This is a genomic window from Streptomyces sp. NPDC050619 (genome assembly GCF_040654815.1).
In the GTDB taxonomy this organism is placed as follows: domain Bacteria; phylum Actinomycetota; class Actinomycetes; order Streptomycetales; family Streptomycetaceae; genus Streptomyces.
In genome coordinates this window covers 245,866-259,905 of the sequence record NZ_JBFAIR010000011.1, presented here as the reverse complement: position 1 = coordinate 259,905, position 14,040 = coordinate 245,866, and the positions used below count along the sequence as shown (strand labels likewise).

13 protein-coding genes are annotated in these 14,040 nt (G+C 70.6%); 5 read left to right on the top strand and 8 right to left on the bottom strand.

Annotated elements, in window-relative coordinates; all coding sequences use genetic code 11:
- Nucleotides 1-92: 92 nt before the first annotated feature.
- From AB0I77_RS20595 to AB0I77_RS20560, 8 genes are all read right to left on the bottom strand, one after another.
- Nucleotides 93-1,043 carry a VWA domain-containing protein gene (locus AB0I77_RS20595; protein WP_363284044.1) on the bottom strand — a complete coding sequence of 317 codons (951 nt, stop codon included), beginning with the start codon at nt 1,041-1,043 and terminating at the stop codon, nt 93-95.
- 31 nt (nt 1,044-1,074) lie between these two features.
- Nucleotides 1,075-1,983, bottom strand: a complete 909-nt coding sequence (locus AB0I77_RS20590) for a DUF58 domain-containing protein (protein WP_363284043.1) — start codon at nt 1,981-1,983, stop codon at nt 1,075-1,077.
- On the bottom strand, nt 1,980-2,996 hold the full coding sequence (locus AB0I77_RS20585) for an AAA family ATPase (RefSeq protein ID WP_363284042.1): 1,017 nt from the start codon (nt 2,994-2,996) through the stop codon (nt 1,980-1,982). Before AB0I77_RS20585 ends, AB0I77_RS20590 begins: the two co-directional genes overlap by 4 nt.
- A 219-nt stretch (nt 2,997-3,215) precedes the next feature.
- A complete protein-coding gene (locus AB0I77_RS20580) occupies nt 3,216-4,739 on the bottom strand; it encodes an MFS transporter (RefSeq protein WP_363284041.1) in 1,524 nt (507 codons plus the stop codon).
- Nucleotides 4,736-5,317 carry a helix-turn-helix domain-containing protein gene (locus AB0I77_RS20575; protein ID WP_363284040.1) on the bottom strand — a complete coding sequence of 194 codons (582 nt, stop codon included), beginning with the start codon at nt 5,315-5,317 and terminating at the stop codon, nt 4,736-4,738. Before AB0I77_RS20575 ends, AB0I77_RS20580 begins: the two co-directional genes overlap by 4 nt.
- Nucleotides 5,318-5,399: 82 nt before the next feature.
- The gene (locus AB0I77_RS20570; RefSeq protein ID WP_363284039.1) at nt 5,400-6,371 is read right to left on the bottom strand and encodes an aldo/keto reductase; all 972 of its coding nucleotides are present in this window, start codon (nt 6,369-6,371) and stop codon (nt 5,400-5,402) included.
- A gap of 183 nt (nt 6,372-6,554) precedes the next feature.
- The gene (gene argH / locus AB0I77_RS20565; protein ID WP_363284038.1) at nt 6,555-7,988 is read right to left on the bottom strand and encodes an argininosuccinate lyase; all 1,434 of its coding nucleotides are present in this window, start codon (nt 7,986-7,988) and stop codon (nt 6,555-6,557) included.
- 122 nt (nt 7,989-8,110) lie between these two features.
- A complete protein-coding gene (locus AB0I77_RS20560; protein ID WP_363284037.1) occupies nt 8,111-9,304 on the bottom strand; it encodes an argininosuccinate synthase in 1,194 nt (397 codons plus the stop codon).
- A gap of 194 nt (nt 9,305-9,498) precedes the next feature.
- Here AB0I77_RS20560 and AB0I77_RS20555 point away from each other — a divergent pair, with 194 nt between their 5' ends.
- The 5 genes from AB0I77_RS20555 to AB0I77_RS20535 all read left to right on the top strand — a co-directional run bounded on the left by AB0I77_RS20555 (nt 9,499) and on the right by AB0I77_RS20535 (nt 14,015).
- Complete coding sequence (locus tag AB0I77_RS20555) at nt 9,499-10,389, top strand: hypothetical protein (protein ID WP_363284036.1); 891 nt, start codon at nt 9,499-9,501, stop codon at nt 10,387-10,389.
- A 147-nt stretch (nt 10,390-10,536) separates the two neighbouring features.
- Entirely contained in the window at nt 10,537-11,118 is a 582-nt protein-coding gene (locus AB0I77_RS20550) for a pyridoxamine 5'-phosphate oxidase family protein (protein WP_363284035.1), read from the top strand.
- A 58-nt stretch (nt 11,119-11,176) separates the two neighbouring features.
- The gene (locus AB0I77_RS20545) at nt 11,177-11,833 is read left to right on the top strand and encodes a hypothetical protein (protein ID WP_363284034.1); all 657 of its coding nucleotides are present in this window, start codon (nt 11,177-11,179) and stop codon (nt 11,831-11,833) included.
- Nucleotides 11,834-11,836: 3 nt separating this feature from the next.
- The gene (locus AB0I77_RS20540; RefSeq protein WP_363284033.1) at nt 11,837-12,535 is read left to right on the top strand and encodes a L,D-transpeptidase family protein; all 699 of its coding nucleotides are present in this window, start codon (nt 11,837-11,839) and stop codon (nt 12,533-12,535) included.
- 97 nt (nt 12,536-12,632) lie between these two features.
- A complete protein-coding gene (locus tag AB0I77_RS20535; protein WP_363284032.1) occupies nt 12,633-14,015 on the top strand; it encodes a ferredoxin reductase family protein in 1,383 nt (460 codons plus the stop codon).
- Nucleotides 14,016-14,040: the final 25 nt, after the last annotated feature.

Sequence of the window (14,040 nt, the reverse complement as noted above, 5' to 3'; positions counted from 1 at the left end):
GACCTGCCGTCGGCGTCGGTTCGGGCGGTGGGCCGGGAGCTGCCCTCGATGCCGGTGCGGTGAGCCGGGTCCGGGAGTTCCCTCGGTGCCCCTCACGGCAGGCGGGAGAACCACAGCAGTGATGTCGCGGCCGCGATCAGTGCCGTGCCGAGGCCCGCTGCCACGAACCACTGCCAGATCTCGCGTTCCTCCGTGCGGTGGCCGACGGAGCTGCCGATGTCCTCGTAGACGGCCTGGAGTTCCTCTCCCGTCGCGGCCTCGTGATAGTCGCCGCCCGTGCCGGAGGCGAGGTTCTCCAGGGCGGGGCCGTCCACGGGGACCTGGAGGAGTCGGCCGTCGCCGAGGTCGACGACGCCGTCCGCCGTGCCGTAGGCGATCGTCGAGACCGGGATCCGGTCGGCCGCCGCCTCCGCCGCCGCCGACTCGACCGAGCGGCCCACGGTGTTGGAGCCGTCGGACAGCAGGACGATGTGCGCGGGCGGCGGCTCGGTCTCGGCCTGTTGGTCGAGTGCCCGGATCGCGTCCCGCGCGGCGATGACCGCCTCGCCGATCGCCGTGCCCTGGCCTGTGGTGAGCTGCTCCACGGCCGAGCGCAGCACCGCTCGGTCGGTGGTCGGCGGCACCGCGACCGTGGCGGATCCGCTGAACGAGACCAGCCCGGTGTTGAAGCGTTCGGGCAGCCGGTCGATGAAGGTGAGGGCGGCGCGCTGGGCGGCCTCGAACCGGGTGGGTTCGACGTCGGTGGCCTCCATGGACCCGGAGGTGTCGAAGGCGACGACGATGGTCGCCCGTTCCCGGGGCACCTGGACCTCGGCCGTCGGCCGGGCGAAGCCCAGCACCAGCAGGGCGAGCATGGCGCAGAAGGCTCCCGCCGGGACATGCCGGCGCCAACCCGGCCGCTTGGGCGCCACCTTGTCGAGCAGGTCGAGGTTGGTGAAGCGGACGGCGTACCGCCCGCGGCGGCGTTGGACCAGCAGATAGGCGCCGATCAGTGCGGCGAGCGGCACCAGGAGCAGCAGCCAGCCGGGCGCACGCAGACCCATGATCCCTCCTTCCCTCGAGTGGCCGTATGCGTCATGCGGCGCCGCCTCCCGCTCGGCGCCGCTGGTCCTCGACGTACCGCACGACCTCCCGCACCCAGTCCCCGTCCGTGCGCAGCCTGAGGTGCGCGGCGCCCGCACGGCGGATGGACTGCTTGATCACGGCCCGCTGCTCCAGCGCGGCCTCGGCGTACCGCTCGCGCAACCGCCGGGCGTGCGTGGGGATTTCGCGTCGGCGTCCGGTCTCGGGGTCGACGACGGTGAGCAACCCGACGGCGGGCAGCTCCAGTTCACGCGGGTCGACGGTCTCGACGGCGAGTACTTGGTGACGGTGGGCCACGGTCCGCAGGGGCTGCTCCCAGCCGCTCTCCAGGAAGTCGGAGACTACGGCGACCAGTCCCCGCCCGGGCAGGACGCGCAGCTCGCGCAGGGCGTCGGAGAGGGTGGAGTCGGCCGTCCCGGGCGCCACACGCGGTCGGTCCAGCGCGGCGCGCAGGATCGTGAGGAGGTGCCGTCGCCCGGTGCGGGGCGGGATGCGCCGGATGCCGCTCGGCCCGGTGATCTGTGCGCCGAGCCGGTTGCCCGCCCGCTCGGTGAGGAACGCGACGGCCGCCGCCGCCCCCACCGCCAGGTCCCGCTTCTCCATCCGGGCCGTGCCGAAGTCCATGCTCGCGGAGGCGTCGAGGACGATCCAGGTGGTGAGTTCACGGTCGGCGAGGGTGAGGCGGACGTGCGGGACGGTGGTACGCGCGGTGGCGTTCCAGTCCATCCGGCGTACGTCGTCGCCGATGACGTACGGCCGGGTCTCCGCGACCTCGCTGCCGGGGCCGGGCAGGAGACTGGTGTGGTCGCCCTGGAGGAGTCCGTCCGGGTGGCGGGTGAAGAGCAACTCCAGGTGTTTCAGGGCCTGTTCGGGGGTGAGCTCGCGCAGGGTAGGAGTCATGCCACTGCCCCCCGGGAGACTTCCTGAGAGCCGCCCCGAGCGCCCTCCTGAGCGGCCGCCTGGCGCGGACTGATCTGCGGCTGCCGCACCGCCGCCAGGACGTCGTCGAGGATCTCGCCCGGGCCGATGCCGTCGGCGAGCGCGTCGAAGGAGAGGACCAGCCGGTGGTCGATCACCTCGTGCGCCAAGTCCCTTACGTCGTCGGGGAGTACGTAGCCCCGGCCGCGCAACAGGGCGAGCGCGCGGGCGGCGGCGATCAGGCCGAGCGTGGCCCGCGGGCCCGCGCCGTGCGCCAACCGGCTCTCGGGCCCGGCGAGTTCGCGGGTCGCGCAGACGAGTCGTACGGCGTACTCGGCGACCGCGTGATGCACGAACACCTCGTCGGCGGTGCGCTGGAGGGCGACAACCCGATCGGGGGTGAGGACGCGGCGCGGACGGGGCGGGTCGACGCTCATCCGGTAGAGGATGGCGAGCTCCTCGGACTCGCTGGGCGCGGCGACCTCCACCTTGAGCAGGAAGCGGTCGCGCTGGGCCTCGGGCAGCCGGTACACCCCCTCGGACTCGATGGGGTTCTGGGTGGCGAGGACGAGGAACGGTTCGGGGACGGGGAGGGTGGTGCCGCCGATGGAGACCTGGTGCTCGCCCATGACCTCCAGGAGCGCGGACTGCACCTTGGCGGGGGCGCGGTTGATCTCGTCGGCGAGGACGACGTTGGCGATGACCGGCCCCGGCTCGATGTCGAACGTCTCCTGGGAAGGGCGGTAGATCCGGGTGCCGGTGATGTCGGAGGGGACGAGGTCGGGCGTGAACTGGAGGCGGGCGAAGTGTCCGCCGACCACCTGCGCGAGGGTCTTCGCGGCGAGCGTCTTCGCGACACCCGGCACGCCTTCGAGCAGGCAGTGGCCGCGGGCCAGGACCGCGGTGAACATCCGTTCCACCATGCGGTCCTGGCCGACGATGACTCGCTTGACCTCGAAGAGGGCGTCTTCGAGGAGCTTGTCGTCGGGGGTCACAGCTGCGAAGTGGGGTCGGTTGTGGCCCCGGTGATGAGGAGATTGCGTGTGCGACGTGTCATGGTCGGTGGCTCCTTCGGCCGTGGGGACGACGTCGGGTACGGAGCCAAGACCATCAGGTTGGGGCGAAAACGGGCTTAAAGCCGGTTGTAGGGGGTGGTTGAGGCTGGTTGGCGACTGCGGGTTGTGTGTGGCTGGTCGCGCAGTTCCCCGCGCCCCTTAAGGTGCGCTGTCGAGCCGTTGGCCTCGGAGCAGGAGCCATGCTGCTACGGCCGCAGTGAGCAGCACCGCCGCCCCCACCCCCGCCGCCAGCTCGAGTCCGTCCACGAACGAACTCCGGGCCGCGTCCAACACCGCCTCCGCCGTGTGCGCGGGCAAGCCCGTCGACGCCTCCACCGCCCCGCCCAGCGACTCGTGGGCTTCGGCCGGAGTGCCGGGCGGGCCGGTGAAGCCCCTGTACACGCCCGTCACGATCGAGCCGAGCAGGGCGATACCGAGAGCCGCGCCCAGTTCGTACGCCGTCTCGGACACCGCCGAAGCGGCGCCCGCCTGTTCCTTGGGTACGGAGCCCAGGATCACGTCGGCGGTCACCGTGAAGGAGAAGCCCGCACCGATGCCGACGAACAGCAGGGCCGTTCCGAGGAGCGGGTAGCCGGTGGACTGGTCGATCACGGTGAGGGAGGCCAGCGCGAGGCCGACAGCGGCGAGGCCGACCGAGACGACGGAGCGGACCGAAAAGCGCCGGGCCACCGAGCCGGCGATCAGGCCTGCCGCCATCGCACCCACGGCGGCGGGCAGCTCGGCGAGGCCCGCCTCGAGCGGGCCCCTGCCCTGGACGAGTTGCAGGTACTGGGAGAGGAAGAACACCAGCCCGGACAGGCCGAGGATGGTCAGCAGGTCGGACAGGACCGCTCCGCTGAAGCCGCGGTTGCCGAACAGCCGCACGTCCAGCAGCGGGGTCGGCAGGGTGAACTGGCGGCGTACGAAGCCGTACAGGGCGCCCGCGCCCAGCAGGCCCGCGGCGAGCGGCTCCCAGGTGAAGCCGTGGCTGGCGGCCTCCTTGACGGCGTACACGATGCCGATCATGCCGACGAGCGACAGCACGACGCTGAGCATGTCCCAAGGACCGGGATGTGGATTCCGCGACTCGGGCAGCACCTTGACGCCGACGAGGACGAGGACCGCCATCACCGGCAGGTTGATCAGGAAGACCGAGCCCCACCAGAAGTGTTCGAGAAGGAAGCCGCCCATGATCGGCCCGATCGCCGTGCCCGCGGAGGCGGTCGCTCCCCAGATACCCACGGCGAGGCTGCGTTCGCGCGGGTCGTGGAAGATGTTGCGGATCAGGGCGAGCGTGGCCGGCATCAGGGTCGCGCCGGCGACGCCGAGCAGCGCCCGGGCGACGATCATCAACTCGGGTGTCGTGGCGTAGGCGTTGAGCACGGACACCGCACCGAACGCCGTGGCACCGATGAGCAGGATCCGCTTGCGGCCGATGCGGTCGCCGAGGCTGCCCATGGAGACGAGCAGACCGGCGATGACGAACGAGTAGACGTCACCGATCCAGAGGAGCTGGGTGCCGGAGGGCTTCAGGTCCTCGCTGATGTAGGGGGTCGCGAGGCCGAGGACGGTCGCGTCGACGGCCACCAACAGCACGGCGAGCACCAGGACGGAGAGCGCGAGCCAGCGGCCGGGGCCCTTCACCGCCCCGGTGCTGTTCACCGGCTGAAGGGTGCTGGTCATGATTCCTCGCTCTGTATCGCGGACTCCTGTGGTGCGGCATGCCGGAGTGCGCCGCCGAGCAGCAGCTCGACGACCATGTGGTGGAAGTCCTTCGGGGCGCCCTTGCCGCTCTGGACCATCCAGGCGCCGGAGGCCAGCAGGCCGTACAGTGCCTCGGTCAGCCAGGCGGGCGTGAGGTCGATGCGGAACTCGCCGTTCAGCTGTCCGCGCCGGAACAGGGCCGAGATCCGGTCGTCCATCTGGGCCCAGCCCGTGTTCTGCTCCTCGCCCTCGAACAGCTGGTTCTCGGTGTAGAGGAAGGCGAGCAGCGGGGCGGCGGGCTCGACCGCGCGCACCAGGCGCCGTACGGCGTCGCTCGCGGGCCCGTCGTCCAGGCGGGCCGCGTCCAGGGCGGCTTCGCACTCCGCGATGCCGAGCGCCTCCAGCGCGCGCACGAGAGCGTCGCGCCCGGCGAACTGGCGGTGCAGCGTGGCCCGGCTGATCCCGGCCGCCTTGGCGACCTCGTCCATGGTCGCGGTGGATTTGCGGGTCAGCAGGGCCGCGGCACTGCGCAGCACATGGTCACGATCGACAGCCATGAGACAACCATAGACCATATGAGACACCGGCGTCTCACCGCGGGCATGTGCGTCTCACATCCGTGCGCTCAGCGGGGTTCTCTCAGTGCCAGGGCAGCCGGCTGCGCCGCTCCCAGTAGACGTCCGGCTCCTCCACGAGCGTCGCGAGCCGGGTCAGCTGGTCGTCGTCGAGGTCGACGACGGCTGCGTGCAGGTTAGAGGCGAGGTGGTGCAGGGTGGCGGCGCCGGAGAGGACGACGCCGGCCCAGGGCTCGCGCAGGATCAGGGCGAGGGCGACCGCGTCGCAGCCCAGAGACGTCTCTTCCGCCACGGCCTTCAGCGCTTCCGGCGCGTGCGGCTCCGCGAGCCGGCCGTTCGCCATGGCCTCCTTGACGATCACCGTGAGCCCGGCGTCGTGCGCCTCGGCCAGCGCGGGGGCGGCGGAGGTCTCCAGGGCGTTGTACGTCGACTGGACGGTACGGAAGAGGGGCTCGCCGTCGACCGTGACGGCGAGCGCGGACCGGATCGCCTCGGCCTGGGCGGGCCCGCTGGTGGAGAAGCCGATGGTGGTGCCCTGCGCGGCGGCCTCGGCCAGCTTCGCGTGGAGTTCCTTGTCGGTGAGGGCCGGGCTGTCCGGGGTCACCGAGTGGATCTGGTAGAGGTCGAGCCGGTCACCGAGGAGCGCGTCGGTCTCGGCGCGCTGCCGTTCGTACGTGGCGACGCTGTGGTCCTTGACCTCGTGCTGTTCGGCGTCGGTGGTCCAGTCGGCGGTGTAGGTGTAGCCCCATTTGCTGCCGACGACGATGTCGTCGATGTCGGGGCGGGAGTTCAGCCAGTCGGCGAGGAACTCCTCCGAGCGGCCGTAGGAGCGGGCGACGTCGAAGTAGCGCACGCCCTGGGCGTAGGCGGCGTCGAGGAGTTCGTGGGTGCGGGTGCGCAGCGTCTCGACGCCGCGGTCCTCGCCGAGGTCGTGGTCTCGGCCGAGGTTGATGTAGCCGGGGCGGCCGACTGCGGCGAGGCCGAGTCCGATGTGGCAGGTGGGGGTTGTCGCTGTGGCCAGTCGGGCGAAGGGCATCGGGGGCTCCGTTGGGTCGGCTCCTTGTGGCTCATGACCAACGTAACCCGCGATGACCTTCGACTACCGCCTCAGAGCTCGGTTCGTACAGTGTTTGGCGAGTGCGGGTCGTGTGTGGCTTGTCGCGCCCACGCGGCGGAGCCGCACATCGATACAGCCCCGCGCCCCTGGAAGGGCGTTGCCCTACCGCTTCTTCTTAGCTGTGGCCCACTCGTGCTGGGCCGACACGTCCTGCTTCACCTCTGCCAGCTGGACCGCCACCGCACTCGGGGCCGTGCCTCCCCGGCCGTTGCGGGATGCGAGGGCGCCCGGGACGTTGAGGACGGAGCGCACCTCGGGGGTCAGGTGGGCGGAGATCTTCGCGAACTGCTCGTCGGTGAGGCCGTCGAGTTCCTTGCCCTCGGCCTCGGCGACCTTCACGCACTCGCCGGCCACCTCGTGCGCGTCCCGGAACGGCACGCCCTGCTTGACCAGCCACTCGGCGATGTCGGTGGCGAGCGAGAAGCCGGCCGGGGCCAGCTCCTCCATGCGCTCGCGGTTGACGGTGAGGGTGGCGATCATGCCGGTGAAGGCGGGGAGCAGGACCTCCAACTGGTCGCAGGAGTCGAAGACCGGCTCCTTGTCCTCCTGGAGGTCGCGGTTGTACGCCAGCGGGAGCGCCTTGAGGGTCGCCATCAGCCCGGTCAGGTTGCCGATCAGACGGCCCGACTTGCCGCGCGCCAGCTCCGCGATGTCCGGGTTCTTCTTCTGCGGCATGATCGACGAGCCCGTGGAGAACGCGTCGTGCAGGGTCACGAAGGAGAACTCCTTCGTGTTCCAGAGGATGATCTCCTCCGCGATACGGGACAGGTTGACCCCGATCATCGCCGTGATGAAGGCGAACTCGGCGACGAAGTCGCGGGAGGCCGTGCCGTCGATGGAGTTGCCGACGCTGCCGTGCTCGAAGCCGAGGTCCTTCGCCACCGCCTCCGGGTCCAGGCCGAGCGAGGAACCCGCGAGCGCGCCCGATCCGTACGGCGACACGGCCGTCCGCTCGTCCCACTGACGCAGGCGTTCGGCGTCCCGGGACAGGGGCTGGACATGGGCGAGGACGTGGTGGGCGAACAGGACCGGCTGGGCGTGCTGGAGGTGGGTGCGGCCGGGCATCGCCACGTCCGGGTGGGCCTCCGCCAGGCCGATCAGCGCGTCCTGGAGCTCGGCGATCAGACCGCCGATGACGCGGGCGTGGTCGCGCAGGTACATGCGGAAGAGGGTGGCGACCTGGTCGTTGCGCGAGCGGCCGGCCCGGAGCTTGCCGCCGAGGTCGGGGCCGAGGCGCTCCAGCAGGCCCCGCTCCAGGGCGGTGTGGACGTCCTCGTCGGCGATGGTGCCGACGAGCTCGCCCGATGCCACGTCCGCTTCGAGCTGGTCCAGCCCGGCGAGCATCCGGGTGAGCTCGTCCTGCGTGAGCAGCCCCGCCGTGTGCAGCACGCGCGCGTGGGCACGCGAACCGGCGATGTCGTAGGGCGCGAGCCGCCAGTCGAAGTGGACGGACGCGGACAGCTTCGCCAGGGCCTCGGAGGGACCGTCGGCGAAACGGCCGCCCCAGAGCCGTACGTCACCGCTGTTGCTGCTCACTTGCGTTGCTCCTCAAAGGCAGGTCGGGTCAAGGCATGGTCGTGGATGTGCCACCGCCTCCCTGCCGACCGGCGGTCAGGGAGGCGGTATTCACGCTATCGGTTGTGCGAGGTCGCGATCGCCTACGCGAGGTCCCGCTGCGCGGCGATCTTCGACGACAGGCTGTAGATGTCGATGAAGCCCTTGGCCGCGGCCTGGTCGAAGGTGTCGCCGGTGTCGTAGGTGGCGAGGTTGAAGTCGTACAGCGACGACTGGGAGCGCCGGCCGGTGACGATCGCGCGGCCGCCGTGCAGGGTCATGCGGATGTCGCCGGAGACGTGCTGGTTGGCCTCGTTGACGAAGCCGTCCAGGGCGCGCTTGAGCGGGGAGAACCACTGGCCGTCGTAGACCAGTTCGCCCCAGCGCTGCTCGACCTGCCGCTTGTAGCGGGCCAGTTCGCGCTCGACGGTGACGTTCTCCAGCTCCTGGTGGGCGGTGATCAGGGCGATCGCGCCGGGAGCCTCGTACACCTCACGGGACTTGATGCCGACCAGGCGGTCCTCGACCATGTCGATCCGGCCGATGCCCTGGGCGCCGGCGCGCTCGTTGAGCTGCTGGATGGCCTGGAGGACCGATACGGGCTTGCCGTCGATGGCGACCGGGACACCCTCCTTGAAGGTGATGATCACCTCGTCGGCCTCGCGGGGCTCGGCCGGGTTCGAGGTGTACTCGTAGATGTCCTCGATCGGGCCGTTCCAGATGTCCTCCAGGAAGCCCGTCTCGACCGCGCGTCCGAAGACGTTCTGGTCGATGGAGTACGGGGACTTCTTGCTGGTGGCGATCGGGAGCTGCTTCTCCTCGCAGAACGCGATGGCCTTGTCGCGGGTCATCGCGTAGTCGCGGACCGGGGCGATGCACTTGAGGTCGGGGGCGAGGGCGACGATGCCGGCCTCGAAGCGGACCTGGTCGTTGCCCTTGCCGGTGCAGCCGTGGGCGACCGTGGTGGCGCCGTGCTTCTTGGCGGCGGCGACGAGGTGCTTGACGATGGTCGGCCGGGAGAGCGCGGAGACCAGCGGGTAGCGGTCCATGTAGAGGGCGTTCGCCTTGATCGCCGGGAGGCAGTACTCGTCGGCGAACTCGTCCTTGGCGTCCGCGACCTCGGCCTCGACCGCACCGCAGGCGAGCGCGCGCTTGCGGATGACGTCCAGGTCCTCGCCGCCCTGGCCGACGTCGACCGCGACCGCGATGACCTCGGCACCCGTCTCCTCGGCGATCCAACCGATGGCGACGGAGGTGTCCAGACCACCGGAGTAGGCGAGTACGACGCGCTCGGTCACGGGTTTCTCCTCACAGTGCATTCGCTGATATGCATGAGTATGCAGCACTCTGCATGATTCGTCAATCCGGGTCCCGGGTGCGGGAAATTTGAAGATCCCTTGAACGCGGGAAACCGCTTACCCGTATCTCTCGCCGAACGCAGGCGCCGCGTTTGTAAAACGACGAGACCCCCCGACCCGAGTGAGGCATCCGCATGTCCAGGGCTCTTCCGAAATACAACAAGCGTCGCGTCGCGTTGATCGGCGGCGCCGCCGCGGTGGCACTGACCGGCGCGGTGATCGCCGGCTCCGCCCTCGCCGGGGAGCCGTCCAAGAGCGGCAACACGGACGCTCGGACGCTGGCCGGCCCGGGCACGATCACCTGCCCGGACGTCGCTTCGCAGCTGCCGGACGTCCCGGCCTCCGCGCAGGCCGAGGTCGACCGCAATCTGACCCTGCTCCAGACGCAGATCGACGAGGCCAACAAGCGGCTCGTCGACACCGTGGGCCAGGGCGGGGCCAACTTCGTCCAGAACGCCATCCTCGGCCCTCTGGAGGACAAGCGGACGGCCACCGTCAACCGCATCGCCACCGCGATCGGCCGTACGGCGGACAAGCCGCAGGGCCTCGACGCGCTCGCGCCGTGCACCCTGAACGCCGACGGCGCCGCCGACACGGGCGCGGAAGCGGGCGCCGGCGAGGAGGCCGGTGCGGGCGAGGAGGCGGGCGGCGAGGCCGAGGCCACGCCGAGCCAGACCGCCGCACCGGAGGCCGGCGGGGACACCGGCGAGGACACCGGTGAGGCCGGCGCGGCGGGCACCGTCAGCTGCCCCGACGTCGCCTCGCAGCTGCCCGCGATCCCCGCCTCCGCCCAGGCCGAGGTGGACCGCAACCTCGCCCTCCTCGACACCCAGATCGCCGAGGCCGACAAGCGGCTGGTCGACACGGTCGGCCAGGGCGGACCGAACTTCGTCCAGAACGCGATCCTCGGCCCGCTGGAGGACAAGCGGATCGCCACCGTCAACCGCATCGCCACCGCGATCGGCCGCACGGCCGAGAAGCCGCAGGGCCTGGACTCCCTGGCCGCCTGCACGGTCACCGAGTGACGTGACAGGCGCTGTGGCCGCCCCGTGTAAGCGCCGGCCGGGGCGGCCACGGGCGTCTTCGCACAGTGGATGCCGGAGGTCCCGAAGTTCCCTCACATCCCGCAAATCCTTAGACAGACAAAGGACTTGCACCCATAATCGTTAGACATGGGAAAGAACTATGAGCGCATAGACGGCCGGCTCCGCACGTTCATCGAGGCGCAGCCCCTCTTCTTCACCGCGACCGCCCCCCTGTCCGGTGACGGCACGGTCAACCTCTCCCCCAAAGGCCTCAAGGGCTCGTTCGTGATCCTCGACGAACTGACCGTGGCCTACCTCGACTTCGCCGGTTCGCACTCCGAGACGATCGCGCACCTGCGCGAGAACGGCCGGATCACCCTCATGTGGTGCGCCTTCCAGGGGCCGCCCAACATCGTGCGCGTGCACGGCCGCGGCGAGCCGGTCTTCCGCGACGATCCGCGCTTCAAGGATCTGCTCGCGCAATTCCCGGACATCGATCCGACCGCGCACGGGCTGCGCGCGATCATCGTCGTGCGGGCCGAACTCGTCCGCGACTCATGCGGGTTCGCGGTGCCCTACATGTCGTACGACTCGGACCGCGACCTGCATGCCAAGCGTTTCGCGCGCGAGGACGACGACTCGCTCAGCGAGTACTTCGCCAAGAAGGACCACATCGCCACAAGCATGGACGGACTGCCCGGCCTGCCCTTGCCGCTAAGCCCCCTTTAGGGGATCCCGTCGTCCTCGTAGAACCTGCGGTCGAAACGCTGCCCCGCACTACCAGTGGGTGCTGCGCCACGACTTCCTGCCCAGGATCGTCGACGAGGGCATCCTCACGGAGGTCTTCACCAAGGCACGCAAGTTCTTCGAGCCCTCGCCGAACGAGCAGGACTACCCGACGATGCCGGTCGAGTTCTCCGTGGCCGCCTACCGGCTGGGCCACAGCATGGTGCGCGGCGCCTACAACTGGAACCGGGAGTTCGACAACGGCGGGGTCACGCTGCCGCTGCTGTTCCGCTTCACCGGCACCAGCGGCATCCTCGCGCCGCCTCCGGCCGACCTGAACGACCCCGAGGCGGGCACCTTCGAGCGGCTTCCCACCACCTGGGTCGCCGACTTCCGGCGCCTGTTCGACTTCCGTGTGGGGCAGCGGATGGCCCGGCGTCTCGATGTCAAGCCCCTTCTCGCGTCCGACTTCGACAACCCGGTGTCGGCGGGCGCATCGTCGCCGAGGTGTTCCATCGCGCCATGGAGGGAGCCGGTACTCCATCGTCCGCGACCCGTTCTGGCGTCCCTTCCTCATCACGGTCGCCGAGCGGAACACCAGGGACGAGTTCGGGATGACCGACCTGCTGCTGTACGCCTTCGAAGAGAAGGCATCCCGGGCAGCAGCCTGGATGGCCCACCCGGGCTGCCGTCGCCGCACCCGCCGTCTACGGTCTGAGCCATGCGCCCTGGTGTCGTCGCCGCCCTCGCGTCCCTGTCCCTCCTCGCCCTCGGTGCCGCACCCGGCGGCGGCCCGCCGCTGCCCGCGAGGATGGCCGGCACCGGGGGCGGCACCCAGCTGATCACCGCGGTGGCGGCCGGGACCGGCTCCACGTCGGGCACGGTGACGTGGTGGGACCGGCGTGACGGCCGCTGGCTGAAGACCGGCTCTGCACCGGCCCGCTTCGGCGCGAACGGCCTCGTCGAGGGCGCCTCGCGCGAACAGGGCACGAACACGACACCGACGGGGCTGTACGACCTGCCGTACGCCTTCGGGATCAAGGCGGCGCCGAGCGGGACGGCGTACGAGTACCGCCCGGTGCGGCAGAACTCCTGGTGGTGCCAGGACAACGACTCCCGCTTCTACAACCGCTGGAGTGAGCCCCGCGCCGCCGACTGCCGTGCCGCCGAGTCCGAGCACCTGATCTCGTACGCGCAGCAGTACGCGTACGCCCTCGTCATCGGGTTCAACTACGAGCGTCCGGTACGCGGTCGGGGCGCCGGCATCTTCCTGCACGTCAACGGGCGCGGAGCGACGGCCGGTTGTGTGTCGGTGCCGTCGGAGGCGATGCGGCGGATCCTCAAGTGGGCCGATCCGGACCGGAATCCGCACCTCGCGATCGGGACCGCGAGCGGGCCGACGGCCATCACCCGGTACTGAGCGCGTACGAGTTCGTACGGCTGAACACACGGGCCTCCCCACACGTATCTCTGGGCCAAGGGACCACACCACCCCCCTTGCCCGCCCCGGAGGAACCGTGACCAGCACGCTCGCAGGCGGCCGTGCCGCCCGCCGCCAGACGATGCGCCGCATCCGACCGCGCCGCTCCCCGGCGACCATCCTGCTGGTCGCCGTCTGGGCCGGCGCGGCCGGTGTGCTGTGGCTGTGGTGGGCCAACACCCCGTCCATCAGCGACAACAACGGCAAGATCCTCAACGCGGGCCGGATCACCGGCCTGCTCGCCGGTTACCTCATGGCGCTCGTGGTCCTCCAGATGGCCCGGGTGCCCGCGCTGGAACGCCGGGTGGGCTCCGACCGGGTGGCGCGCTGGCACGCGATGAGCGGCCGCTACACGCTCTGCCTGACCCTCGCCCATGTCTTCCTGATCATGTGGGGCTACGCCCTCCAGGCCGGCCTGGGCCTCGGCGACATCGTCCAGCAGACGATCACCTCCATCAACGAGCTGCCGGACATGGGCAAGGCCGCCATCGGCACCGGCCTGCTGTTCCTCATCGGGCTGATGTCGATCGGGGGCGTGCGCCGCAGGATGCCGTACGACACCTGGTACCACGTGCACCTGCTGACCTACGCGGCGGTGTTCCTGACCTTCTGGCACCAGCTGACCACCGGCAACGACTTCGCCGTCGAGCCCGTCGCGAAGACCGTCTGGTACGGCCTGTACGGCACGGTGACGGCGCTGGTCGTCTGGTACCGGATCCTCACGCCGATCCGGCTGAACTGGCGGCACCGGTTGCATGTCGAGGCGGTCATCGAGGAGACGCCGGGCATCGTGTCGGTGCTGATCGGCGGGCGCAAGCTGCACCGGATGGGCGCGGAGGCGGGCCAGTTCTTCCGCTGGCGGTTCCTGGCGCCCGGCATGCGGTTCAGCTCCCACCCGTACTCGCTGTCGGCGGCGCCCCGCCCGGACATGCTGCGGATCACGGTCAAGGCGATCGGCGACCACAGCGAACGGCTGCGCGAGCTGACGCCCGGCACGCGGGTGTGGGCCGAGGGCCCGTACGGCGCGCTGACCGCGTCCCGCCGCAGCCGGGGCAAGGTACTGCTGGTGGCCGGCGGTGTCGGGATCACCCCGATGCGGGCGCTGTTCGAGACACTCCCCGGCGCCTCCGGCGACATCACCCTGCTCTACCGGGCCAACAGCACCCAGGACCTGGCCCTGTGGGACGAACTGGCCGCCATCGCGAACGAGCGCGGGGCCCGGCTGATGTACGCGGTCAACAGCCCGGACGGCGAACGCCCGGACATCTCCGCGGACCGGCTGCGCCAGAAGCTGCCGGACATCGACAAGCACGACGTGTTCCTGTGCGGGCCGCCCGGCTTCGCGCAGTCCGTGTACGAAGCACTGCGCGGTGCGGGTGTGCCCGCTCGCCGCATCCATCACGAGTCGTTCGAGATGTGAGCGACGGGATTTCAGGAGCCTAGAA